This window comes from Litoreibacter halocynthiae (assembly GCF_004365635.1).
GTDB lineage: Bacteria > Pseudomonadota > Alphaproteobacteria > Rhodobacterales > Rhodobacteraceae > Litoreibacter > Litoreibacter halocynthiae.
Genome location: NZ_SOBH01000001.1, coordinates 1,202,966 through 1,226,807, shown reverse-complemented (window position 1 = coordinate 1,226,807; position 23,842 = coordinate 1,202,966). Strand labels below are relative to the sequence as shown.

Sequence of the window (23,842 nt, the reverse complement as noted above, 5' to 3'; positions counted from 1 at the left end):
GAAAAGATAAGGAAAACATTACCTCTCCTTTACGATTTGTTGACACAGGCAGGACGCTAGGTCATTTTTAAGGCTATCCAAAGCGCTTTGAAAAATGATTCTCAAACGCGCGAAAGATACTTAGGCGCAGCACGCGCTGAAACTGGGAGGATTTTATGAAACTTAGCCTATACACCTCGGCGGCCATCATCGCACTGAGCAGCTCATCCGCATTTGCCGACGGTCATCTTGCCTTTGGCGCCGAAGGCGGTGACTTTTCGTGGGACAGCTACAACACGTTTGCAGAGTCTACCGATCTGAGCGGTCAGTCGCTGACGATCACGGGTGCTTGGACCGGAAACGAGAAAGAAAAAGTCGAGAAGGTCATCGCCTATTTCAACGCGGCGACTGGCGCTGACGTGACCTATTCCGGCTCTGACAGTTTCGAGCAGGACATCGTTGTGTCCGCGCGCTCCGGCTCCGCCCCGAACCTGGCCGCGTTCCCGCAGCCCGGTTTGGCCGCCGATATGGCAAGCCAAGGCTTGTTGACACCGCTTGCTGACGGCACCGCCGATTGGGTCGCCAACAACTTCGCGGCAGGCCAGTCATGGGTTGATCTGGGTACTTACGCTGACAAAGACGGCGCAGACCAGATGTACGGCTTCTTCTACCGTGTCGATGTAAAGTCGCTGGTTTGGTATTCGCCCGAAGCGTTTGACGAGGGTGGCTATGACATCCCAGAGACCATGGAAGAGCTGAAGGTCCTGACGGATCAGATCGTCGCCGATGGCGGCACGCCTTGGTGCATCGGTCTGGGATCGGGGGCTGCAACCGGTTGGCCTGCGACTGATTGGGTCGAGGATATGATGCTGCGTACGAACTCGCCCGAAGATTACGATGCGTGGGTCGCCAACGAGATGAAGTTTGACGACCCCAAGGTAATCGCGGCAATCGAGGAATTCGGCGCGTTCGCACGCAATGACGCCTATGTGGACGGCGGCTCGCAAGCTGTGGCCTCCACCGACTTCCGCGACAGCCCTGCGGGCTTGTTCTCCATCCCGCCAAAGTGCTTTATGCACCGTCAGGCATCGTTCATTCCGGCGTTCTTCCCTGAAGGCACAGAGATGGGCGAGGACGTCGATTTCTTCTACTTCCCAGCCTACGCAGACAAAGACCTTGGCAAACCCGTACTCGGGGCAGGGGCGCTGTTTGCGATCACCAACCCATCTGATGCAGCCAATGCGTTCATCGAGTTCATGAAGCTTCCAATCGCGCATGAGCTGTGGATGACCCAAGGTGGCTTCCTGACAGCGCATGCGGGTGTCAATCTGGCGACATATGCCGATGACAGCTCACGGGCTCAGGGCGAAATCCTGCAAAACGCCACTACCTTCCGTTTCGATGCCTCTGACTTGATGCCGGGTGAAATCGGGGCAGGCGCGTTCTGGACCGGCATGGTGGACTACGTCACCGGAGCAGACGCTGCCGATGTTGCGAAGGGTATTCAGGACCGCTGGGACGCAATCCAGTAAGCTCTAAAATGTGATTGCTGCGAGGGGCTGAAACGTCCCTCGCAGTTCGACCATTGCCCCTACCGGAGGACTGCCCCATGTCACCAATGATCCAAGGAATGCTCACCATCCTTATCGGTGTGGGCGGTTGTGTCGGCTACTTCTTCGCGTCGAACCTGATCCTAGACAAGATCATCTTTCCGCCACAGAAGAAAAATCCCGGAAAGAACATCAACCGCGCCAACATGGTGCGCCCGTGGCTGTTCCTTTTCCCAGCGCTGGCGGCGCTTGGGCTATATCTGGTCTATCCAGTGGTTGGGTCCTTCTACCGATCGCTGTTCAACCGTAGCGGCGACGACTTCATCGGCTTTGGCAATTACACAACAATGTTCGCGGATGACGGCTTTCAGACCGCGCTTCTCAACAATTTCCTGTGGGTGCTGGTGGTGCCCGCCTCCGCCACGTTCCTTGGCCTGCTGGTCGCGCAGCTGACCGACCGGCTGTCATGGGGCAACATCGCCAAGTCGTTGATCTTCATGCCGATGGCGATTTCCTTTGTGGGCGCGTCGTTGATCTGGAAATTCGTCTATGCCAACAACCCCGATATCGGCCTGATCAACGCCATCCGCGACAGTTTTGGCGCGGCCCCGCTGGATCCGTTGCAACTGCCGTTCTGGAATAACTTTTTCCTGATGTTCATCCTCGTGTGGATCCAAACCGGCTTTGCCATGGTGATCCTCAGCGCCGCCCTGCGCGGCATCCCCGAAGAGACCATCGAGGCCGCCATCATCGACGGCGCCAACCCGTTCCAGATATTCTTCAAGATCAAGGTGCCGCAGATCATGGGCACTATTGTCGTGGTCTGGACCACCATCACCATCCTTGTGCTGAAGGTGTTTGACATCGTCTACACCATGACCGGGGGCAATTTCGGCACTGAAATCCTGCCGAGTTACATGATGAGTTACATGTTCCGCGATGACGGGCGCGCCACGGCGGTGGCCTTCGTGATCATGATTATCGTGCTGCCGGTGATGATCTGGAACATTCGCCAAGCCCGTCAGGAGATGAAGTAATGGCCCGCGACCAAAAGAAAGCAAATAATGGATAGCATCGCCGGAACCAAATCCTCCCTCTCGTGGGCCGTGAATATCTCGGTCGTTCTGCTGGTCGTGTTGTGGCTTATCCCGACCGTGGGCCTGCTGGTCTCAAGCTTCCGCGACCGCGACCAGATCAGCGCGACGGGCTGGTGGCTGTCGCCGTTCCCGGTGTCAGAGAACTATCAGGTCAAGGCCCCCGCAGACCACGCCACGCCGGAAGGTGGGGTGAACACCATCACGGGCAATGTGTTCGGCGAGGGCTCAGGCAAAGTGTCCCGCTTCGGCGGCAAGCGCGCCGCCCCGACCGAGTTCAAGGCGGGAGAGACGGCAGAGCTGACCCGCGACCGCACCCTGACCGTGCAATCGGACGGCTCGTATATCTACACGTCTCCCGCCGAGATCACCCGCGACCCGTCGATCTATTTCGCCGCCGCGTCGCCGCCGGATTTCTCGCTGGACAATTACCGGACCATCATGGCCTCCGACAACATGGACCGCGCGTTTATCAACACGCTGACAGTGACCATTCCGGCCACGATCATCCCGATCCTGATTGCGGCCTTCGCCGCCTATGCGCTGGCATGGATGGATTTCAAAGGTCGCGGCTTTCTGATCGCGCTGGTGGTGGGCCTGCTGGTCGTGCCGCTGCAACTGGCGCTGGTGCCACTGCTGACGCTGCACAACAAGGTGGGCATCGGGCAAAGCTTCCTTGGCATCTGGATGGCGCATACCGGCTTCGGTCTGCCGCTCGCCATATACCTGCTACGAAACTACATGGTCGGCCTGCCGCGCGACATTATCGAGAGTGCCAAGGTCGACGGGGCCACGGACTTTCAGGTGTTCACCAAGATCGTACTGCCCCTGAGCTTCCCCGCGCTGGCCAGCTTCGCCATCTTCCAGTTCCTGTGGACATGGAACGATCTGCTGGTGGCCAAGGTGTTCCTTCCGTCCAACTCGGAAAGCTGGGTGATGACCGTCAAGATCGCCGACGACCTGCTTGGGTCCAAGGGTGGCGACTGGGGTATTCTTGCAGCTGCGGCTTTCATCTCGATCGCGGTGCCGCTGATCGTCTTCTTCACAATGCAACGCTATCTGGTGCGCGGTCTGTTGGCCGGCTCCGTCAAATAACAAGAGACCGATATGAGCAAAATCGACCCGAAACTGAACGCCACGACCGCCGCCGACAAGGACTGGTGGCGCGGGGCGGTGATCTACCAGATCTACCCGCGCAGCTTTCAGGACAGCAATGGCGACGGGGTGGGGGACCTGCTCGGCATCGTCTCGCGCATTCCCTACATCGCCTCGCTTGGGGTGGATGCGATCTGGATTTCGCCGTTCTTTACCTCGCCGATGAAGGATTTTGGCTACGACGTTAGCGACTATTGCGACGTTGACCCGATGTTCGGCCAGCTCAGCGATTTCGACGCGCTGATCGAGGCCGCACACGAGCGGGGGCTGAAGGTGATGATCGACCTTGTGCTGTCGCATACCTCTGACCAGCATCCGTGGTTTCAGGAAAGCCGCGCGAGCCGCGACAATGACAAGGCCGACTGGTATGTCTGGGCCGACCCCAAGCCGGATGGCACGCCGCCCAACAACTGGCTGTCAATCTTTGGCGGGCCTGCATGGCACTGGGACGCGCGGCGCGAGCAGTATTACCTGCACAACTTCCTCGTCTCGCAACCCGACCTGAACTTCCACAATATGGAGGTGCAGGACGCACTTCTGGACGTGACCCGCTTCTGGCTGGATCGTGGCGTGGACGGCTTCCGGCTCGATACGATCAACTTCTACTTTGCCGACAAGGAATTGCGCGACAACCCCGCGCTTCCGCCAGAGAAGCGCAACTCCAATATCGCGCCGTCGGTGAACCCGTATAACCATCAGGAACACCTCTATTCCAAGAACCAGCCGGAGAACCTCGCTTTCCTTGAACGCTACCGCGATTTGCTGGACGAATACCCCGCCGCCGCCTGCGTGGGCGAGGTCGGTGACGCGCAGCGCGGCTTGGAACTTCTGGGTGAGTACACTGCGGGCGATGACCATGTGCATATGTGCTACGCGTTCGAGTTCCTCTCCGCCGAGAAGCTGACCGCGTCCCGCGTTGTGGAGACCATGACGCGTCTGGACGAGGCCGCGCCGGACGGCTGGGCCTGCTGGGCGTTCTCCAACCATGACGTGATCCGCCACACGACCCGCTGGAACCTGACGCCCGCCGCACATCGCTGCTACACCACGATGATGATGGCCCTGCGCGGCTCGCTGTGCCTGTATCAAGGCGAGGAGTTGGGCCTGCCCGAAGCTGATGTCGCTTTCGAGGACCTGCAAGACCCTTACGGCATCGAGTTTTGGCCGGAGTTCAAAGGCCGCGACGGTTGCCGCACGCCGATGGTCTGGGAGCCGTCCAACCAGAACGGCGGCTTTTCCGCAGCACAACCTTGGCTGCCGGTGAGCCACGACCACGTCATGCGCTCCGTCGAGACGCAGGAACATGATCCCGCCGCGCCGCTGCACCACTACCGCCGCGCGCTGGCCTTCCGCCGCACCCATCCGGCGCTGGTGAAGGGCACCCATGCCAACCTGATGGCGCAAGGCGACGTGCTCAGCTTCACACGCAGCTACAAGGGCCAGACCATCTTCTGCGCCTTCAACCTGTCGGACACGCCGTCCACGCTGGACATGCCCGCAGGCAACTGGATTGCCATCGGCACGGAGCTTGGCTCCACCGGCGCGGCATCGGACGGACGACTACATTTAGGGCCGTGGCAGCCATGCTTCGCGCTGCAACGGTAAAGGGGAGGAAACGACCATGGCAGACCTGAAACTCACGGGCGTCGGCAAGACCTATGGCGGCTCGGTCGAGGTCCTGAAAGACATCAACCTCGATATCACCACGGGCGAGTTGATCGTGTTCGTCGGCCCCTCAGGCTGCGGCAAGTCCACGCTTTTGCGGATGATCGCGGGGCTGGAGAAGATCACCGCCGGCGAGTTGCAAATCGACGGGGAGGTGATGAACGACGTCCCCCCCCGCGCAACGTGGCATCGCCATGGTGTTCCAAAGCTACGCGCTCTACCCGCATATGACGGTGCGCGACAATATGGCGTTCGCCTTGAAACTGGCCAAGAAAACGCCCGCCGAGATCGACGAGGCGGTGAACCGCGCCGCCAAGGTGCTGCAACTGGACGACTACCTTGACCGCCTGCCCAAGGCCCTGTCCGGCGGTCAACGTCAGCGCGTGGCCATCGGGCGGAGCATCGTGCGCGACCCCAAGGTCTATCTGTTCGACGAGCCGCTTTCCAATCTGGATGCGTCCTTGCGCGTCGCCACCCGCATTGAGATTGCGCAGCTGAAAGAGTCGATGCCGAATTCCACCATGATCTACGTGACCCACGATCAGGTGGAGGCGATGACGCTTGCCTCGCGCATCGTGGTGCTGGCGAACAAGGGTATCGCGCAGGTCGGCTCCCCGCTGGAGCTGTACGAGACGCCGGAAAACGAATTCGTGGCGCAATTCATCGGTTCTCCAGCGATGAACCTGATGGCGGGTGAGGTTGTGAAAACGGGCAAGGTGACCACTGTTTCGCTACCGGAAGGCAAAGGCACCATCACCGCCAATATCCCAACCAATGCGGACGACATGGGCCTGAAGGTGAATGTCGGTATTCGCCCCGAGGATATGATCGCCACGGATGGCGACAACTACGCTTATGCTGGCACTGTCGCCATCGTCGAGGCATTGGGGGAAGTGACGCAGCTCTACTTCGCCAAATCCGCGCCGGAACGCGAGCCGGTCATCGCCAAGCTGCAGGGCATCCACACGGACGTGCGCGGGAAGGTCATTAGCATGACCGCAGACCCTTCGAAGGTGCATCTGTTTGCGGACGGCAAGTCGCTGCTTTACCGTTAGGCGAGGGATTTTCTGAACCGCTTCCCTGATGCCTGTTGCATGTCGTAACCTTGGCTTTTGTAGAAGCCATGCGCCTTTTCGTTGTCCGAATTAGCGCCAATGACGATGGAGGCCACACCGTGGTCCGTCGCCAAAGATTCAGCCGCGTTAAGCAATGCGGTGCCGACGCCGCTGCCCCGCGCGGTGCGTTGTACGAAGAGATGATGCAGGTCCAGTCCGCGAAGACCGTACTGCGCCTGTGCTTGCGGGGTTAACAGGGAATATCCAACTGGCCCGTCTGCATTGCGGGCGATCAGTCCGTAAAGCCATCCACCGGACAGGTCTCGCTCAAGATCGGCTTCGGTCACGCGCGGGAGGTCGCCATGATGGGTCGCCAAGGCGTGCACCATCGGCAAAATCGCTGTAGCATCGGCAGGCTGTGCTGTGGTGATGTGAATATCTGCCATTCGATAGGGTTAGCGTCTGCGTCATTCCGGCACAATGGGGGCCGCATATGTGCCTTTACTGTTAGCGCTAACGGCCGTATATAAGACAAAACTACGGAGGTCTCTATGCAGCTTAATTCCAAAATCGAAGACGTCACCCAGCGGATCATCGCGCGCTCCAAAGACAGCCGCAGCACCTATATGGCCCGTATGCTTCAAGCTGCCGAAGAAGGCCCGCGCCGCGCGCACCTGACCTGCGGCAACCAAGCCCATGCCTATGCGGCAATGGAAGGTGACCAAGCGCCGATGCTTGACGGGAAGGGTGGCAATATCGGGATCATCACTGCCTATAACGACATGCTCTCGGCGCATCAGCCCTTCAAGGATTACCCAGATCTCATCAAAGCCACTGCACGGGCCAATGGTGGCACGGCGCAGGTTGCGGGTGGGGTGCCTGCCATGTGTGACGGTGTCACTCAAGGCCAAGTCGGGATGGAGCTGTCTCTGTTCTCCCGCGACGTGATTGCGCTGGCTGCTGGCGTCGGCCTCAGCCACAACACCTTCGATGCCGCTGTTTATCTGGGCGTCTGCGACAAGATCGTCCCCGGTCTCGTCATCGCCGCCGCCACTTTCGGCTATATCCCCGGCATTTTCCTGCCCGCAGGTCCCATGCCCTCCGGCTTGCCTAACGATGAAAAAGCCAAGGTCCGTCAAAAATTCGCCGCCGGTGAAGTTGGCCGCGACGCGCTCATGGCAGCCGAGATGGCGTCTTACCATTCCTCTGGCACCTGCACGTTTTACGGCACCGCCAACTCCAACCAGATGCTGATGGAGTTCATGGGCCTACACCTTCCGGGCTCCAGTTTCGTCAATCCCGGCACCGACATGCGCGACGCGCTGACCAATTACGGGGCGAAACGCGCGTTGGAGATCACCAATCTGGGTAATGACTATACGCCAGTGTGTGACATCCTTGACGAGAAGACATTCGTGAACGGTCTTGTCGGCCTGATGGCGACTGGCGGCTCCACCAATCTGGTGATCCACATCATCGCTATGGCCCGTGCAGCAGGTGTACTCCTTGATCTGCAAGACCTGTCCGATATCTCGGATGCGACACCGTTGATGGCGCGGGTCTATCCGAACGGCTTGGCCGACGTGAACCATTTTCACGCGGCAGGCGGGCTGACCTATATGATCGGCGAGCTGCTTGACGCAGGCTTGTTACACCCCGACACCCGCACCGTGATGGGCGATGGTCTTGGTCTCTACGCACGGGACCCGAAACTGCGTGACGGTCAGCTGACATGGGAAGACGCGCCGCGTGAAACCCAGAACGATCGTATCTTGCGCCCCGCGTCTGACCCATTCGCCCCCGAAGGCGGGTTGAAACAACTCACTGGCAATCTGGGTCGCGGGGTCATCAAGGTCTCGGCGGTCGCGCCCGAGCGTCACATCATTGAGGCCCCCGCGCGTATTTTCCAAACCCAAGATGAGGTGAAAGCGGCCTTCAAAGCAGGCGAATTCACTTCCGACACCATCGTTGTGGTGCGCTTCCAAGGCCCCAAGTCCAACGGGATGCCAGAGCTTCACGGCCTGACGCCGATCCTTGCAGTGCTGCAAGATCGCGGTCTCAAGGTGGCGCTGGTCACCGATGGACGCATGTCCGGTGCGTCCGGCAAGGTGCCTGCTGCGATCCATGTTTGCCCCGAGGCTGTCGATGGCGGTCTCATTGGCAAGTTGAAGGACGGTGACGTGATCCGACTTGACGCGACACAAGGCACGCTGGAGGTTCTGACCCCCGACGTGCAATCCCGTGCCTCCGCGACGCCCGATCTCAGCGACAACTCCCATGGTATCGGTCGCGAGCTGTTCTCGATCTTCCGCCAAACCGCTGGCATCGCTGCTGACGGGGCAGGAGTCGTGGTTTAATCTGACGCACCGCTTATGAATATCTCCGCCGGAGACCCCTCCGGCTCGCCACACTCGCCACAAAGGACACTAAACATGACACCGCTCCAAGCCAGCCAACTCGCCCGTGAAATCTGCGAACTTGCCCCGATTGTTCCTGTGTTGGTGGTCGATGACGCAGCTCATGCGCAGCCTTTGGCGAAAGCACTGGTCGCAGGTGGTTTGCCTGCGTTGGAGGTTACCTTGCGCACACCTGCGGCGCTTGAGGTCATTTCGGAAATGGCGAAGGTCGAGGGCGGTGTTGTTGGGGCTGGAACTCTGCTGACACCAGTCGACGTTCACGCGGCCATCGATGCAGGTGCGAAGTTTGGCGTCTCTCCGGGGGCCACAGACCGTTTGCTCGACGCCTGCGAAGAGGCAGGTTTGCCGCTGCTCCCCGGTGTGGCCACCGCAACAGAGGCGATGCGGTTGCTGGAGCGCGGCTACACTATGCTCAAGTTCTTCCCCGCCGAGGCATCCGGCGGCGCACCGGCGCTGAAAGCCATCGGCGCGCCAATCCCGCAGGTCAGCTTCTGCCCCACAGGCGGCGTCAGCCCGTCCAATGCAAGCGACTACCTGAGCCTTTCCAACGTCGTCTGCGCCGGTGGCTCTTGGGTCGCCCCGAAAGACAAGGTGCAAGCCGGAGACTGGGGCGGAATCACCGCGTTGGCCAAAGCTGCAGCGGCCCTTTCGCGCTAGCGCGTGCTAACTGGACAAACCCTCGCAGACTTCTCATGCTGGTGACATGTGTGGAAGATTGATAGGTGGCGGCCGTACTCAGGCCGAAATGACGGCGATCGTGGAGGGCTTCGTTTACCCGTCCAAGCCGATCAAGATTGACGCGGGCGCACCCGACCCGGAGACTGGTTACAACATTGCCCCGACCCAGCAGGTCTGTTTGCTGTACCCGCAGGAGGGCCAGCAACTGGTCTCCACCACCGCCCGCTGGTGGTTTGTGCCGCTGTGGCACAAGGGCAGCGTTCAGGACTGGAAAGCCACGACCTTCAACGCGAAGATCGAAACGGCCCATGAAAAACCGACTTTCCGGAATGCATGGAAGGATGGTCGCTGTCTGATCCTCGCGACTGGCTATTACGAATGGAGCGGGACCAAAGCGAACAAGCAACCCCACCGCATATATGTGGAGCAGAACCAACCGGTGATGCTGTTTGCGGGACTACAGGCACAGCGCAAGGATGGTGTCAGGACATGTACGATACTGACAAGAGAAGCCTTGCCAGAAATATCAGACCTTCACCCTAGAATGCCCGTCATCCTCAATGGTGAAGAAGCGGAGCAATGGCTGGGACACGCTGAGAATGACGCGCAAATCCGGTCCAGTTTTGGAACGCATTGGGACGGCAGATTCCGGCATCATAAAGTGGCCAAGTTCGGGGCGCGTGAAGATGGGCCACAACTGATCGAGAGCATTGAGAACACGCTTATTTAGCGGGCTCTGCCTCCGTAAATCCTACTGTCTGAACACATCCCGATAGCTGTGACCGCAAGCAACGGGCAGAGCACGCAGGTTTAAGACTTAATGAACCACGTGATCGCGGTCTCATATCCGAGATTTTGCAGCAAAGAGATTTTCGAGGACCAAGCTGCGGGGCAGACGATCAATGCAGCCCGATTGCCGCGTGCTTTTAGGGCCGCCTCTGCGGCATGCAGAAGGGCTGCGGCGGCGGGGCCGTCCTCCTCCAAGCTATCGGGGTTTTCGTAATCTGTGTGGAAATAGTCATCAATGAACCCGATGCCCGTGACGTCATGGGCGGATGGGAAATGTAGTGCGGAAGCTGGTTGCGAGATTACGTAGCCTTCAAAATCACCCTCTGCCTCCGAGACGAACATATCGCGGTCCGCAAGGGTCAGGCTGCGGGCCATCCAAGCGCCGAACCGCGCGTCGGCGTCGGGATGGGGTTTCCAGAAGTCATTGAGGTCATATAAAACCTGACGATTAACCGCACTGGACGCGACGATCGCCTCTACATCATCGGCGACTGCCTCGCGGACATCCTCAGACGCAGGCGCATCGGTCAGGCCCGTCTTGGCAAAATACAATGTCAAAGGGGTATAGTCAGCCGCTCGGTACAGGCGTTCCCAAGCGCCACCTGATGCAGAGGAGCCGAGCAGAATTATCGCACCAGCCTCGACCAGATCAGCCTCTGCCGCTTCTAGTAAGGCTTTGGCGGTGTCGGCAGGCGCCCCATCGGTGACAAAGCAGTCTTCCATGATCAATCCGGGCGGCCCAAACTCGCCGGCATAGATCGGCGGGACCGGCAGAAGGATGGTATGTGTGAGGCCGACAACAGTGTCACCGTCCTCTGCTAACAACCATTGCTGCCGGAAGGGCGGCGACGTGTTTTCCATCGCGGCTTTGATCGTTGATGTGACCTTTTCCAGCGCAACAGGTGCCAAGGTCCACAGGATCGGATCCGTGGCCTGCCGCTGTTTGCCGTCCTGAACGAGCAACTCGCCCATTGCGTCAATATCTGCCAGTTCGGCCGGGCGTATCTTAACGGGCATATCAGCTCCTGTTCGCGAGGCATCATCGCCCGAAGCGTACTCTCATATAGGCCGGACTTAAAGCCTTCCGCCTCGTCCTTGTGCCGCGCGCTTAGAGCTTCAAATGAACCTTGAACCGCGACCGGATCGCCGCATCCACGGTCGGATCAAACTCTGCTAACGACCGCTCCGCCAGAATGGCGTCCTTCTTCGCTGTGGCGTTTTCCAACAAGTCCGGTTTGTCCTTCTCGGCCCATTCTTTGGGCGAGGTCCGGTCGCCCAAACTGGGATAAACGTAGTCGGTTTCCATCCGGCTCAGCGTTTGGTCCGCACCCAGATAATGTCCAACGCCCTTGGCCCCATCGACGCCCAAGCAGGTGGCGCGCATCACATCCAGCGCCAGCGTCTCCTCGGTCACTTCGATCCCGCGCACGCAGCGCAGGGCCTGCCCGATCAGATCATCGCCCAAGATCAGGCTTTCGTGGCAAAACCCCAGCAGCGAGGCATGCATACCCGCCGCTTCATACACCATGTTGAGCCCCGACAGCCCGGCCATCACATTGGAGCACATCTGCTCCCAACCCGCCTGCATGTCCGGCAGTTTGGAATCGGACGCGCCCGCAGCAGCCCCGCCAGGGATGCCGTAGAAGTGGTGCATCTGCGCGCAGCCCGCCGTCAGCAATGCCTGCTCGCCAGAGCCGACGGACATCGCCCCTGTGCGCAGATCCAGCCCGAACGGCCACGTGCCGAACACCGCCGGATGGCCCGGCTTGATGGCGTTCACATAGACCACGCCAGCCAGACATTCCGCCACCGCCTGCACAATCGCGCCTGCCACGGGTTGCGGAGCGGTTGCGCCTGCCATGCCAGCCGACAGTAACAGCACCGGCATCCCGCCGTTGATACATTCCTCCATTACGCGGCAGGCCTCGGTGGCGAATTTCATCGGTGGAACCACGAAACAGTTGGAGTTCGACAAGAAGGGCCGCGCCCGCCACGCCTCTTCGCTGCCCGCGATCATGTGCAACATCTCCAACGCGCCTGCGACGTAGTCCGGCTCGGTAAACGAGGTGCCGATATGCTTGGTCGTACCACGACAACAGGCGTAGATGGTGTTCAGGTCCATCTGGTAATTGTCGGAGATGTCTCGGCACACCATGGGGCGTTGCAGAAAGTGGATGTTGTCCAGCCGGTCCGCGATGCGAGCGGCGTCGAACAGGTCCTGCACGGTGCTTTCGCGGTAGTCACGCCCTGCGACGTCCACCACATGCACCGCGGCGCCCGCCGTGCCGAAATGAACTTTCTTGCCGTTCAGGTGCAGATCATTGACCGGATCGCGCCCGTACAAGGTAATATCCTTGCAGGCTATCGCCAGCATGTCCTCGACCAAAGCGCGTGGGAAACGGATGCGCCCATCGTCGCCTAAAATTGCCCCTGCAGCCGTCAGAATTTCAACGCCGCTTTCGGGTGCATCGGCCAAGCCGATTTCCTCCAATGCCGTCAACGCGGCTTCGTGGATATTGGCGATGTCGATGTCGGACAGGACGCGCAATTGCCCGCCCTCCAATCCGGCCCGTACGGGGCGTTTGTCGGTGGCAAGGGGGGCGGCCCGCATGGCGCGGCGCGCGGCGCGGCCTCCGGCGCGGCGGGGAGAGCTTGGGGTCTCGTCGTTCATATCAGGGGCTTTCGGGCAAAGATCAGGGCAAGGTTTGCGGTCAAACCTGCGCTGGTCGCCCACGTGCGGCACGGCCTCGGCGGGCGCCAATCGTGCGCGCCACCAGAACGTTAATGCATCCAAGGTGCTGCATTCCTATCCTCCTTAAGCCAGCTTTGGCCTCGGGAGGGTGTCATTCTGTCCTGTTTGCGCCAATCCGGCCTGTTTGCGTCATCAAAACGCTACCAGCTGCCGGAGGAGCCCCCACCAGACGAACTCCCGCCGCCGAATGACGACGAGGAAGAACTACCACTAAAACTGGAAGAAGAACCGCTGCTGGTGTTGTTTTGCGTCACGCGCGGGATTGATTTTTTCTCCGTCGCAGTATGCCCGCAATTTCGGCAGGCATGATCAAGTTGGGCGATCCCCATGCTGATAGTGCTGGGATGCGACAGAACCGTGCGCGTGGTCTCGTAGGTGTGGTAGCTGCATTCCGGGCAGGCGGCGTGTTTAGAGAACATCTTGGGGTAGCCGATCACCGTGACATGCTCGTCGTCAGGGCAGAACCAGACGCCGTAGTCTTTTGACTTGATGCGCTCTTCAATCAGCTGGCCGTGGTCCAGATACTGGTCTTCCTGTGCCTCACCCAGCCGCAACATCAACTTTCCGCATTGCGGGCATTTGCGGGGCCGGTAGCGTTGGACGCCGCGAAAGCCAAAGAAGCCCGCAACGGCGGTCACCGCCGCAATGATCAAAGACCCGATGGGATTGCCATCAAAGAACGTCAGAATGCGGTCGAACAGGCCAGTTCTGCGCGGCTCCGGCGCTTGCTCGAGAATTTGCGGGGCAGGGCGGATCACTGGTTGCGTTTGCGGCGCTGCCGTCGTGGCGGGTTTGTCGTCGGGGTGCTGTATCTGGCTCAGCGTGGCGCGTGTGCCAGCCAGAATGCCGTCGGCCACACGGCCTTCGCGGAAGGCCGGGATGATCTCGCTTTGGATGATCCGTGCCGCTATGCCGTCTTGTCGCGCAGGGTAACCGGCCCCGAGGGCAATACGAATTTCACGGTCGTCAATCGCTACCAAAAGCAACAGGCCGTCATTGCGGGCCGCATTGCCGATACCCCACCCATTGAACAGATCCTTGGCAAAGCTGCCGATATTGGCCGATGGCAGGTAGTCCTCGCGCGAGCGGATGGTCACAACGGTCATTTCGCGGCCCATCTGGTCGCGGGCGGCTTGCAGGACCGCGTTAATCTGAGCCTCGGCTTCGGGGCTCAAAATGTCCGCAAAGTCGTTGGTCAAGACGGTGTAATGCTGCGGATAGGGGAGCTTTTCTTGTGCCGAACAAACTCCCGGCACCAGCGCGAACACCAGCACAATCAGAAACCGAACCATGAAAATTCCCTCGTCACATGTCTTTTGACGACCAGATGCCCGCTAACCTATGAGTTTGTCCACCTCTGAACCGGAAATTGCGTTGGTCAAATGTGTGAAATCGCCACTTCCGAACATCGACAGACCAGCGTCATGGATCACACGATGCGTCGCCCGTGCCAAAGCCGAGCCAAGCGAGATACGCGCTGCTCCCAGAGCTGCGTATTCCGCCAGCGCGTGTTTGGAATAGGCACCCGCCACCAACACGTTCACCGGTTTTTCCGTGGCGTCGATAACGCGCTTCAGGTCGTCCATGCTTTTGGGCATCGGCACATACAAGCCGTCCGCACCGGCTTCGTCAAAGGCGCGGATGCGCCGGATCGCCTCGTCAATGTCATAGGCCCCCGTCATCACGCCGTCAGCGCGCGCCACGAAAAAGAAGTCGTTCTTCAACGCCCGTGCGGCGCTGGACGCGGCGCGCACACGTTCGACGGCCAAATCGAAGTCATAGAAGCGGTTGGAGGCTTCTATCGTGTCCTCGATGCAGATCCCCGCCAGCCCGATCTCGCCCGACAATCGCACCGTCTCGGCACATGTTTCCGGCGCTTCTCCGAACCCGTCTTCGAAGTCTCCCGAAACTGGGACGCTCACAGCTGCGATCAAATCCTGCGCATGGGCCAGCGCCACGTCCCGCTCCACCTTGCCGCCGTCAGACTTGCCCAAGGTGAAAGCATGGGCGGCGGACGACGTGCCAATCGCCTGCGCCCCCAACGCTGCCAGCATCTTGGCCGAGCCGACATCCCACGCATTCGCCAGAATGAAAGGGTCGCCCGGTTTGTGCATCTCGCGAAAACTCATGGCTGTATCTCCTTGGCAAAGCCCACCAGCGTCTTCAGCGACGCCTCGAATGCGCTGTCTTCAACCGTCATCGCCACCCGCACATGCCCCGCCGCTGATGCGCCAAAGCTCTCGCCCGGCATCACCGCGATGTGGTGCGCGTCCAGTAGCTTGTCTGCAAAATCTTCACCGCTCAACCCTGTGCTGCGCACGTCCAGCATCATATACATGGCCCCTTCGGACGGGACCAAGCCAACCACATTCTGCTCCGCCAGTATGTTCTGGCCAATGGCGCGGCGGCGTCGGAACGGCTCCGCGACCTTCTCCTCCAGCGCCAGCCCTTCGCCCAAGGCGAACACCGCCGCGTCCTGAATATAGCCCGGCACACCATAGGTCGTATGGGTCGCCAGGTTGATCAAGTTCTCCACTGCGTCTTCCGGTCCCACGATCCAGCCGATCCGGCTGCCGGTCATTGCGTGGCTTTTCGACATCGAGCCGACCACCAGCGTCCGCTCCGCCATGCCGTCCAGCGTGCGCGGGCTGATATGGGTGCCGTCCCAGACCTGCGTGTCATACACCTCGTCCGAGATGCACCACATGTCATATTCACAACACGCCCGCGCGATGCCTTCCACTGTTTCCCGCGAATAGACCACGCCGGTGGGGTTGTTCGGTGTATTCACCAGCAACGATTTCGCACCTTCGGATTTCGCCGCAATGTCTGAAAATGTTGGCTGGAACGCGTTCTCCGGCAGGCAAGGCACAGCGCGCGGAACCGCCCCCACACTGCGCACGGTGCCGGGGTAGGTGGCATAATAGGGGTCGCAATAGAGCGCCACGTCGCCCTCGTCGCACAGCGCGTGATGGGCCGAGAACAGCGCCGATTGCCCGCCGGGCGTCACCACCACGTTGTCGCGCGTTGTATGCACGCCGGTCCGTGCGGTCAGCCGAGCTGCCACCGCATCGCGCAAGGCATCGGTGCCGGGCACCATGGCATAGCCCGTATGCCCGCCACTGGCAGAGTGGTGCATGGCGTCCAGAATACTCTGGTCGGTGCGAATGTCATGCTCGCCGATCGTCAGCTCCGTCACGCCGACGCCCGCGCCGATCATCCGCCGCGCCTTGTAAAACACGTCCCACCCGTCAGAGCCGCCACCCGTCAGCCCCTGTATCCTGTTCGACAATTCCATGCACACCTCCGTCAAAGTCCGCAGACAGGGCCAGCCCGCGCGCCCCGTGTCAAATCGAAATTTGTGATAGCGGACACAACCACGCTCGACCAACGGCGCCCGACCTGCTACCAACGCCCCCATGACGACACGCACCATCATTTGTTGCTGCATTACCATCTGAGATTTCTCAGGCGGGTCGTTTTGCGTTTTCCATCCCCGGTCAGTTTCGCTAAACCCGCCGCAACACCCGCGCGCGAGGCTCCTATGACGATCAAGCTCTACAACACCAAGACACGGCAGAAAGAGGTCTTCAAACCACTCGTTGACGGCAAGGCGTCGATGTATGTCTGCGGCCCCACCGTCTACGAGCGCGCCCATCTGGGCAACGCCCGCCCCGTGCTGGTCTTCGACATGCTCTACCGCCTGCTGCGCCATGAATACGGGGCGAAAAACGTCAAGTACGTGCGCAATTTCACCGACGTGGACGACAAGATCAACGCCCGCGCCGCCGAGACCGGTCGCCCGATTTCCGAGATCACCGACGAGACGATCCAGTGGTTCCTAGACGACATGGGCGAGTTGGGCGCGCTGGAGCCGACGGATATGCCGCGTGCCACCCAATACATCGCCCCGATGATCGCGATGATCGAGGATCTGATCGCCAAGGGCCACGCCTACGCCGCAGAAGGCCACGTGTTGTTCAAGGTCCGCAGCTACAAGGACTATGGCAAGCTCTCCGGCCGCTCGGTTGACGACATGATCGCCGGTGCGCGGGTCGAGGTGGCGCCTTACAAGGAAGACCCGATGGACTTCGTCCTGTGGAAGCCGTCCTCCGACGATTTGCCGGGTTGGGACGGGCCGGTTGTGGGGGGCAAAAGTATTGGCAGGGGCCGTCCCGGCTGGCACATCGAATGCTCCGCCATGGCCTACGAGCTGCTGGGTGACACGTTCGACATACACGGGGGCGGCAACGACCTGACCTTCCCGCACCACGAAAACGAGATCGCGCAAAGCAAATGCGCAGGCCACAATTTCGCGAATGTCTGGATGCATAACGAGATGCTGCAGGTCGAGGGCAAAAAGATGTCCAAGTCGCTTGGCAACTTCTTCACCGTGCGCGATTTGCTGGAGGATGGCGTGCCGGGCGAGGTGATCCGGTTTGTGATGCTGAGCACGCATTACCGCAAGCCGATGGACTGGACGGAGAAGAAACGCCAAGAAGCAGAGAAGACATTGCGGAAATGGATGGACATAACAACAGGGCTCGAACCCAGCGAGCCGTCAAGCTTCTCAATTAGGCCACCATTGAAAATGGCGTTGTCTGATGACTTAAACACCCACAAAGCACTGACTTACCTGAATTCGACTCTGTCAGCCGATCCTCAAGCACTTTTGGATCACGCTCGGTTTCTCGGACTATTGAGTGATGAAGCTAGAGAGCAACATAACACAGCGTATTTGAAGTCACGCGCAGGGGGCGGCTCTAGCGAAATGCTCGCAAGCTTGGCGGCAAAACTGGACGGCGCAAGGCGTCATGCAAAGGCATCCAAAGACTACTCCGAAGTGGATCGCTTGAAGAAGCTTCTCGTTGAGGCTGGTGTTGAGGTGCAAATGAGCAGTGACAACGTTGCTCTGATTGCAACTTCAAGCTTCGACCCCTCCAAGCTCGAGTCCCTCAAATGAGCCCTCGCGAACGCCTCACCCTGTTCGACACAACCCTGCGCGACGGGCAGCAGACGCAAGGCGTGCAGTTCTCGACCCCTGAAAAGATTGAGATCGCCAAGATGCTCGACCAGCTTGGCGTCGACTATATCGAAGGCGGCTGGCCCGGCGCGAACCCGACGGACAGCGAGTTTTTCTCGAACGCGCCGAAGACTAAAGCGACGATGACCGCGTTCGGCATGACCAAACGCGCGGGCCGCTCGGCGGAGAATGACGACGTTCTGGCTGCCGTTCTGAACGCCAATACCACGGCGGTGTGCCTTGTCGGCAAGACCCATGACTTCCACGTCCAAACCGCTCTCGGTATCACCCTCGAAGAAAACCTTGAAAACATTGAGAAAAGTTTTCAGCATATCATCGCGCAATCCCGCGAAGCCCTGTTCGACGCGGAGCATTTCTTCGACGGCTACAAGTCCAATCCCGACTACGCCGTGTCCTGCATCCACGCGGCCTTCAACGCAGGCGCGCTGGTGGTTCTTTGCGACACCAACGGCGGCACCCTCCCAGCGGAAATAACTGAAATCGTTGGCAAAGTTATCGCCAGCGGCATCCCCGGCGACCGCCTTGGTATTCACACCCATAACGACACAGACAACGCCGTCGCAGGCTCCTTGGCCGCCGTCGACGCAGGCGCGCGCCACATCCAAGGCACCCTGAATGGTCTGGGCGAGCGGTGCGGTAATGCCAACCTCACCTCTCTGATCCCGACGTTGCTGCTGAAAGAGCCCTACAAGTCCCGCTATGCTATTGGTGTCAAAGCAGAAAACCTGCACTTGTTGACACTGGCCTCCCGCAAACTGGACGACATCCTGAACCGCGTTCCCAACAAACACGCGCCCTATGTGGGCGCCTCCGCGTTTGCGCATAAAGCGGGCCTCCACGCGTCGGCGATCCTAAAGGATCCAACGACTTACGAGCATATCGATCCTGCCGTCGTCGGCAATTCCCGCATCATCCCGATGAGCAATCAGGCGGGGCAATCCAACCTGCGCCAACGCCTTGCAGAAATGGGGTTTAAAGACATTGATACCAATGCTTTGCCGCGCATACTTGATGTGATCAAGCAGCGCGAGGACGAGGGCTATTCCTACGACACCGCCCAAGCCTCGTTCGAACTTCTGGCCCGCCGTGAGTTAGGCCAACTGCCACAGTTTTTCGAGGTCAAGCGCTACAAGGTGACGGTGGAGCGACGGAAGAACAAATACAACAAGATGATCAGTCTGTCCGAGGCCGTCGTCGTGGTAAAAGTGGGTAAAGACAAGATGTTATCGGTGTCGGAGAGCATGGACGAGACCGGCTCAGACCGCGGACCGGTGAACGCCTTGTCGAAAGCTCTGGCTAAGGATTTGGGGCCGTATTCGGCGCTGATCGACGACATGCGATTGGTCGATTTCAAGGTCCGCATCACCCAAGGCGGCACTGAGGCCGTGACCCGCGTCATCATCGACAGCGCCGACAGCAAGGGCCGACGCTGGTCCACCGTGGGCGTGTCACCAAACATCGTCGATGCCTCGTTCGAGGCGCTGCTGGATGCGATCAACTGGAAGCTGGTGCAAGAGGGCGCGCATGTCTCTTGAGGCGTGCCGCTCCTTGGTGGAACGTGCTGATCCTGAACGGTTTTCCGCAGCCCAGCTGGGTACGGAAACTGCGCAAAAGGTGCTCTGGCCGCTCTATGCGATGAATGTCGAAGTGAGCCGCGCGCCATGGGTGACCCAAGAGCCGATGATTGCCGAAATGCGCCTGCAATGGTGGCGCGATGCGCTGGAGGAAATCGCGGAGGGCAAGCCTATACGTGCCCATGAGGTCACCACAGCGCTAGGCACTGCCATTGGCGCAAGGGAGGCAGCGCTGTTGGACCAGTTGGTGCAAGCCCGCCGCTGGGATATCTACAAGGACGGTTTCGACGACGAGGCGGCTTTGCTGGCCTATCTGGACAACACCGCCGGATTATTGATGTGGGTCGGGGCCTTAGCGCTTGGAGCTCCGGAGGACGCGAAGGCTGATGTGATCGCCTATGGCTGCGCGGCGGGACTGGCCCGCTTCCTGCAAGCCGCGCCAGAGTTGGAGGCGCGGGGCCGCAGGCCGCTGGTTGACGGGACTCCAGAGGGCGTCAGGGCGTTGTGCAAAACCGTGTTGAGCGACATGCCGAAAGCCACCACGCTCAAGCGCCGTCTGGGCAAGGACGCCGCGTCAGTCATCACTGAAGGTTGGCAGACACGGGCGCTTTTGCAGCAGGGCATCAAGAACCCCACCCGTGTGGCGGAGGGGGCGTTGGGTCTCAGCGAGTTTGGCAAGCGCTGGCGATTGCTGCTCAGCTAGACCGACTGCTTCGGGCGCAGCGACAGCCAGATCAGCGCGCCGCCTGCCAAGGTCAGAAACGGGATCATGGCAATGTTAACCGCGTTCCATCCCTCGACCGCCGAGCCGCCGGAGCAGTTCATCAACCCGCCCGACGCCAATGACGCGAGTGTGACACAGCCGAACACGATTGAGTCGTTAAGGCCCTGCACAACGCCGCGCTCGGAGACGGTGTGCGCCGAGGCCAGCATCGTGGTCGCGCCGATGAAGCCGAAATTCCAGCCTAGGCCCAGCAGGATGAGGGCGATGAAGAAGTTGGCGAGCGTCACGCCGGTAAGCGCAACGACCCCCGCAAGGCCGAGGATCACAAGGCCGGTGGCGACGATCTTCTCGACCCCGAAGCGGTTGATCAGGTGGCCCGTGAAGAAGGACGGCACGAACATCGCCAGCACGTGGGCTGAGACGATGTCATTGGCGCTGTCCGCCTCAAAACCGCAACCCATGACCGCCAACGGCGTGGAGGTCATCACGAGGTTCATCAACGCGTAGGAAACCATGCCGCAGATGATCGCCACGGCGACGCGCGGGGTCTTGAGCAGCTCTAGCTTGGAGCGCACGGCGTCGTTGGTTTTGGCAGCCGCCAGGGCGGCGGCGTTGGGCAGGTCCAGCAGGAAGAACAGGAACAACCCGACGAGGTTCAGCACCACGATCGCAACGTAGCTGCCGAGGAAGGGTATAACGCTGAAGTCGAACATCAATTTGTTCAGTTGCGGACCGATGATCGCCGACATCAATCCGCCCGCCATCACATAGGAGATCGCCTTGGGCCGGAACTGCTCGGACGCGCCATCGGCAGCGGCGAAGCGGTAAAAACCTTGTGCGGACATGTAGATACCGCTGACATAGCTGCCTAAAAGCAGCATCAGGAAAGAGCCGATGTAAAGGCCGTAGCCCGCGATTGCGGCGCCCAAAGCACCCGCAAGTGCACCAATGATAAAGCCGTTGCGACGGCCTTGGCGTTGCATCAGGGGGCTAATCCACGGCGCTGTGGTCATCGAGCCGAAGACGATCATCGAAATCGGTAGCGTCGCGAGGCAGGGGTTTGGCGTCAGCGTATTGCCGACAAGGCCGCCCACTACGAACAGCATTGGCATCTGACTGCCAAGAATGGCCTGAGCACCGACAAGAACCGCCACATTGCGGCGGGTGCGGGGGTCGGAGCGTGCGGGGGCGTTGGTTACGTCGGTCATGCGCTTATCGCTACGCCTAGTTTAGGGGGGTGTCCAGACGGTCGATGACATGCGCAAAAGAGCCGCAGACCCGCCCCTGACGCAGGCCCATCGGTGCGAGGACAGTCCCCTCGGCGTCCGTGGCATGGAACAACGGCGCACCTTGGGCTTTCAGCGTCGTTGCGTAGTGAAATTCATGGCCTTTGAAATGTCCGGCCATTGGGCCGTCGCCAGCGTTTAAGTTCCGATAACCCAGATGCAGCTTTCGTTCGGCAAAGCTGGTTTGCAACGCGAGGAGTCCAGCCATCTTGTGCACGGTACCTTCGGCGTCAGTCAGGGTTTCGCCCAATATCATGTAACCACCACATTCACCATACATATCAGCCGTTTGTGATGCATTTCTCAAGCTGTTCATAAAATTTGAATTACTTGCAAGACGTTCCGCATGCAGCTCTGGATACCCGCCGGGTAGAAAAACAAAATCGCATGCAGGTACGGCCTCGTTCTTGAGCGGCGAGAAGGTGTGGATCGTGGATCCGGCGGTTTTCCAGTCCTCCAGCATGTGGGGATAGGCAAAAGCGAAGGCCTCGTCCTGCGCTACGGCGATGCGGGCATAGGGCAAAGCTCGGGCGGGATGAAGCTTGGTTCTGGTGGCGGCATTTGAAGGGAGGGCGTCCAAATCAACATGCGCCTCTACCAAGTCTGCGACGTCGTCCAACCATTGGTCGAGGTCCGGCCGCTCGGACGCCTGCACTAACCCCAAATGTCTGGACGGATGGGCAAGATCAGCGCGGCGTGGCAGCGCGCCCAAAACAGGCAGATGGTCGGGGAAATGACGACGAAGCATGACCTCATGGCGCGGACTGGCAACCTTGTTGAGGATAACGCCCGCAACAGTGACGCTGGGACGGTGTCGCGCAAAGCCTTCGGCAATTGCCGCCGCACTTTGCCCCATGCCGGAGCCGTCAATCACCAGAACAACCGGAATTCCAAGGATTTCAGCAACATCTGCGGCGGAGCCCTTGCCGTCGGGCATAGCGCCGTCAAACAAACCCATGGCACCTTCGACGACCAGAAAATCATTGCCAAGACCTTGCGCCAACTTGCGGATGCGGTCGGGCTGCATGGCCCACGCATCCAGATTGACACAGGGCTGCCCGCATGCGGCCTCATGAAAGCGTGGATCAATATAGTCAGGGCCGGATTTCGCGCCACGTACGGTTCCCCGCCGCGATAAGGCACGCAGCAGCCCCAGTGTCACGGTGGTTTTGCCCGTGCCGGAAGCGGGGGCGGCGATCAACAGCCCGTGGCCCGGGGTCATGCGCTTTCTGCCGGACGGCCTCGGCCCAAGGGGTCCAGATTGCGCGGGGCCTCGCCTGCAATCTGTCCTTGCCAGTCCAGCACCTGCCGCATGGCGACAGCGCGCCCGACGCAGATAATTGCCGGTGGCTCGGCACCGGAGGCTTCGATATCGGCAACGCAGGTGCCAAGGGTGGTTTCCAGCACCTGTTGATGCTCGGTCGTTGCGGTGGTGACAATCGCAACCGGTTCGGTGGCGGGGCGGCCTGCGGCAAGCAGTTGTGCGGTGATGTGGGCGATATGCTTCATGCCCATGTAGATCACGATGACCTGCGACCCTTTGGAGATCGCCTGCCAGTCAAGACTGCCCGTGGCATTGCCCGACTGGTCGTGGCCCGTCACAAATGTTACTGACTGGTTCACGTCGCGGTGGGTGACAGGGATGCCCGCATAGGCCAGCCCGCCGATGCCGGCGCTGATGCCGGGGATGATCCGGATAGGGACGCCGTGTTGAACGAGGGTTTGGGCCTCTTCGCCACCACGCCCGAACACGAACGGATCGCCGCCTTTCAGCCGCAACACACGTTTTCCCTCACTCGCCAGATCGACCAGCCGCAGAGAAATGTCGCGCTGCTTGGCCGAAGGCTTGCCGCCGCGTTTGCCTGCGTAAATATGTTCGGCCTGAGGGGCCCAGTCTAGGATCGCCTCCTGCACCAGTGCATCATAAATCACCACATCCGCCTGCCGCAGCGCGTTGAGTGCGTGCAAGGTTAGCAGGCCGGGATCGCCGGGACCTGCACCGCACAGCCAGACCCAGCCGGGCTGCAAAACAGGCCATTGGCCTTGGGGAAGGGGCATCGAGTCGCTCATGGAGCCTTTA

General features: G+C 60.1%; 19 protein-coding genes and 1 pseudogene. 11 read left to right on the top strand and 9 right to left on the bottom strand.

Annotation, left to right across the window (positions count from 1 at the left end):
* Positions 1 to 155: 155 nt before the first annotated feature.
* The 5 genes and pseudogenes from BDE40_RS05980 to BDE40_RS05960 all read left to right on the top strand — a co-directional run bounded on the left by BDE40_RS05980 (position 156) and on the right by BDE40_RS05960 (position 6,498).
* Positions 156 to 1,511 carry an ABC transporter substrate-binding protein gene (locus BDE40_RS05980; RefSeq protein ID WP_134013511.1) on the top strand — a complete coding sequence of 452 codons (1,356 nt, stop codon included), beginning with the start codon at positions 156 to 158 and terminating at the stop codon, positions 1,509 to 1,511.
* 77 nt (positions 1,512 to 1,588) lie between these two features.
* Positions 1,589 to 2,566, top strand: a complete 978-nt coding sequence (locus BDE40_RS05975; protein ID WP_134013510.1) for a carbohydrate ABC transporter permease — start codon at positions 1,589 to 1,591, stop codon at positions 2,564 to 2,566.
* 27 nt (positions 2,567 to 2,593) lie between these two features.
* Positions 2,594 to 3,718: a carbohydrate ABC transporter permease gene (locus BDE40_RS05970; RefSeq protein ID WP_134013509.1), complete on the top strand. Its 1,125-nt coding sequence runs from the start codon at positions 2,594 to 2,596 to the stop codon at positions 3,716 to 3,718.
* 12 nt (positions 3,719 to 3,730) lie between these two features.
* Entirely contained in the window at positions 3,731 to 5,383 is a 1,653-nt protein-coding gene (gene bglA / locus BDE40_RS05965; RefSeq protein ID WP_134013508.1) for a beta-galactosidase BglA, read from the top strand.
* Positions 5,384 to 5,399: 16 nt separating this feature from the next.
* Positions 5,400 to 6,498, top strand: a pseudogene (locus tag BDE40_RS05960) (ABC transporter ATP-binding protein).
* Here the strand turns inward: BDE40_RS05960 and BDE40_RS05955 are convergent.
* Entirely contained in the window at positions 6,495 to 6,944 is a 450-nt protein-coding gene (locus tag BDE40_RS05955; RefSeq protein ID WP_134013507.1) for a GNAT family N-acetyltransferase, read from the bottom strand. The pseudogene BDE40_RS05960 and the gene BDE40_RS05955 sit on opposite strands and share 4 nt — an antisense overlap.
* Before the next feature lie 105 nt (positions 6,945 to 7,049).
* On the opposite strand from BDE40_RS05955, the gene edd reads away from it, so the two are divergent.
* From edd to BDE40_RS05940, 3 genes are all read left to right on the top strand, one after another.
* Complete coding sequence (gene edd, locus BDE40_RS05950) at positions 7,050 to 8,855, top strand: phosphogluconate dehydratase (protein WP_134013506.1); 1,806 nt, start codon at positions 7,050 to 7,052, stop codon at positions 8,853 to 8,855.
* 75 nt (positions 8,856 to 8,930) lie between these two features.
* Positions 8,931 to 9,572 (top strand): bifunctional 4-hydroxy-2-oxoglutarate aldolase/2-dehydro-3-deoxy-phosphogluconate aldolase, encoded by a 642-nt coding sequence (gene eda / locus BDE40_RS05945; protein WP_134013505.1) that lies wholly within the window; start codon positions 8,931 to 8,933, stop codon positions 9,570 to 9,572.
* 46 nt (positions 9,573 to 9,618) lie between these two features.
* Positions 9,619 to 10,323, top strand: coding sequence for an SOS response-associated peptidase (locus tag BDE40_RS05940; RefSeq protein WP_134013504.1), 705 nt, complete (start codon positions 9,619 to 9,621; stop codon positions 10,321 to 10,323).
* Between the two features lie 80 nt (positions 10,324 to 10,403).
* On the opposite strand, the gene BDE40_RS05935 is transcribed toward BDE40_RS05940, so the two are convergent.
* The 5 genes from BDE40_RS05935 to BDE40_RS05915 form a co-directional block, all read right to left on the bottom strand.
* Entirely contained in the window at positions 10,404 to 11,399 is a 996-nt protein-coding gene (locus tag BDE40_RS05935) for a GNAT family N-acetyltransferase (protein ID WP_134013503.1), read from the bottom strand.
* Positions 11,400 to 11,490: 91 nt separating this feature from the next.
* Positions 11,491 to 13,053 (bottom strand): trimethylamine methyltransferase family protein, encoded by a 1,563-nt coding sequence (locus tag BDE40_RS05930; protein WP_134013502.1) that lies wholly within the window; start codon positions 13,051 to 13,053, stop codon positions 11,491 to 11,493.
* 221 nt (positions 13,054 to 13,274) lie between these two features.
* Positions 13,275 to 14,426, bottom strand: a complete 1,152-nt coding sequence (locus BDE40_RS05925; RefSeq protein WP_134013501.1) for a TPM domain-containing protein — start codon at positions 14,424 to 14,426, stop codon at positions 13,275 to 13,277.
* A gap of 42 nt (positions 14,427 to 14,468) precedes the next feature.
* Positions 14,469 to 15,263 carry an isocitrate lyase/PEP mutase family protein gene (locus tag BDE40_RS05920; protein WP_134013500.1) on the bottom strand — a complete coding sequence of 265 codons (795 nt, stop codon included), beginning with the start codon at positions 15,261 to 15,263 and terminating at the stop codon, positions 14,469 to 14,471.
* Entirely contained in the window at positions 15,260 to 16,432 is a 1,173-nt protein-coding gene (locus tag BDE40_RS05915; protein ID WP_134013785.1) for a pyridoxal phosphate-dependent aminotransferase, read from the bottom strand. Before BDE40_RS05915 ends, BDE40_RS05920 begins: the two co-directional genes overlap by 4 nt.
* 246 nt (positions 16,433 to 16,678) lie before the next feature.
* Between BDE40_RS05915 and cysS the strand changes: the two genes are divergently transcribed.
* The 3 genes from cysS to BDE40_RS05900 are packed head-to-tail and all read left to right on the top strand — an operon-like array spanning position 16,679 to position 20,455.
* Entirely contained in the window at positions 16,679 to 18,097 is a 1,419-nt protein-coding gene (gene cysS, locus BDE40_RS05910) for a cysteine--tRNA ligase (protein WP_134013784.1), read from the top strand.
* Positions 18,094 to 19,713, top strand: coding sequence for a citramalate synthase (gene cimA / locus BDE40_RS05905; protein ID WP_134013499.1), 1,620 nt, complete (start codon positions 18,094 to 18,096; stop codon positions 19,711 to 19,713). Before cysS ends, cimA begins: the two co-directional genes overlap by 4 nt.
* Positions 19,703 to 20,455, top strand: a complete 753-nt coding sequence (locus tag BDE40_RS05900) for a squalene/phytoene synthase family protein (RefSeq protein WP_134013498.1) — start codon at positions 19,703 to 19,705, stop codon at positions 20,453 to 20,455. The genes cimA and BDE40_RS05900 overlap by 11 nt, the downstream gene beginning before the upstream one ends.
* Here the strand turns inward: BDE40_RS05900 and BDE40_RS05895 are convergent.
* From BDE40_RS05895 to cobA, 3 genes are read right to left on the bottom strand one after another with little or no spacing between them, the layout of a single operon-like run.
* Positions 20,452 to 21,684, bottom strand: a complete 1,233-nt coding sequence (locus BDE40_RS05895) for an MFS transporter (RefSeq protein ID WP_134013497.1) — start codon at positions 21,682 to 21,684, stop codon at positions 20,452 to 20,454. The two genes, BDE40_RS05900 and BDE40_RS05895, sit on opposite strands and share 4 nt — an antisense overlap.
* 16 nt (positions 21,685 to 21,700) lie before the next feature.
* Positions 21,701 to 22,984 (bottom strand): cobyrinic acid a,c-diamide synthase CobB, encoded by a 1,284-nt coding sequence (locus BDE40_RS05890; protein ID WP_134013496.1) that lies wholly within the window; start codon positions 22,982 to 22,984, stop codon positions 21,701 to 21,703.
* Positions 22,981 to 23,832 (bottom strand): uroporphyrinogen-III C-methyltransferase, encoded by an 852-nt coding sequence (gene cobA, locus BDE40_RS05885; RefSeq protein ID WP_134013783.1) that lies wholly within the window; start codon positions 23,830 to 23,832, stop codon positions 22,981 to 22,983. Before cobA ends, BDE40_RS05890 begins: the two co-directional genes overlap by 4 nt.
* Positions 23,833 to 23,842 lie beyond the last annotated feature (10 nt).

Bases quoted from the DNA above. Each gene is read 5' to 3' on its own strand.
- BDE40_RS05980 (WP_134013511.1), top strand. From the start codon at position 156: ATGAAACTTAGCCTATACACCTCGGCGGCCATCATCGCACTGAGCAGC.
- BDE40_RS05975 (WP_134013510.1), top strand. From the start codon at position 1,589: ATGTCACCAATGATCCAAGGAATGCTCACCATCCTTATCGGTGTGGGC.
- BDE40_RS05970 (WP_134013509.1), top strand. From the start codon at position 2,594: ATGGATAGCATCGCCGGAACCAAATCCTCCCTCTCGTGGGCCGTGAAT.
- bglA (WP_134013508.1), top strand. From the start codon at position 3,731: ATGAGCAAAATCGACCCGAAACTGAACGCCACGACCGCCGCCGACAAG.
- BDE40_RS05955 (WP_134013507.1), bottom strand. From the start codon at position 6,944: ATGGCAGATATTCACATCACCACAGCACAGCCTGCCGATGCTACAGCG.
- edd (WP_134013506.1), top strand. From the start codon at position 7,050: ATGCAGCTTAATTCCAAAATCGAAGACGTCACCCAGCGGATCATCGCG.
- eda (WP_134013505.1), top strand. From the start codon at position 8,931: ATGACACCGCTCCAAGCCAGCCAACTCGCCCGTGAAATCTGCGAACTT.
- BDE40_RS05940 (WP_134013504.1), top strand. From the start codon at position 9,619: ATGTGTGGAAGATTGATAGGTGGCGGCCGTACTCAGGCCGAAATGACG.
- BDE40_RS05935 (WP_134013503.1), bottom strand. From the start codon at position 11,399: ATGCCCGTTAAGATACGCCCGGCCGAACTGGCAGATATTGACGCAATG.
- BDE40_RS05930 (WP_134013502.1), bottom strand. From the start codon at position 13,053: ATGAACGACGAGACCCCAAGCTCTCCCCGCCGCGCCGGAGGCCGCGCC.
- BDE40_RS05925 (WP_134013501.1), bottom strand. From the start codon at position 14,426: ATGGTTCGGTTTCTGATTGTGCTGGTGTTCGCGCTGGTGCCGGGAGTT.
- BDE40_RS05920 (WP_134013500.1), bottom strand. From the start codon at position 15,263: ATGAGTTTTCGCGAGATGCACAAACCGGGCGACCCTTTCATTCTGGCG.
- BDE40_RS05915 (WP_134013785.1), bottom strand. From the start codon at position 16,432: ATGGAATTGTCGAACAGGATACAGGGGCTGACGGGTGGCGGCTCTGAC.
- cysS (WP_134013784.1), top strand. From the start codon at position 16,679: ATGACGATCAAGCTCTACAACACCAAGACACGGCAGAAAGAGGTCTTC.
- cimA (WP_134013499.1), top strand. From the start codon at position 18,094: ATGAGCCCTCGCGAACGCCTCACCCTGTTCGACACAACCCTGCGCGAC.
- BDE40_RS05900 (WP_134013498.1), top strand. From the start codon at position 19,703: ATGTCTCTTGAGGCGTGCCGCTCCTTGGTGGAACGTGCTGATCCTGAA.
- BDE40_RS05895 (WP_134013497.1), bottom strand. From the start codon at position 21,684: ATGACCGACGTAACCAACGCCCCCGCACGCTCCGACCCCCGCACCCGC.
- BDE40_RS05890 (WP_134013496.1), bottom strand. From the start codon at position 22,984: ATGACCCCGGGCCACGGGCTGTTGATCGCCGCCCCCGCTTCCGGCACG.
- cobA (WP_134013783.1), bottom strand. From the start codon at position 23,832: ATGAGCGACTCGATGCCCCTTCCCCAAGGCCAATGGCCTGTTTTGCAG.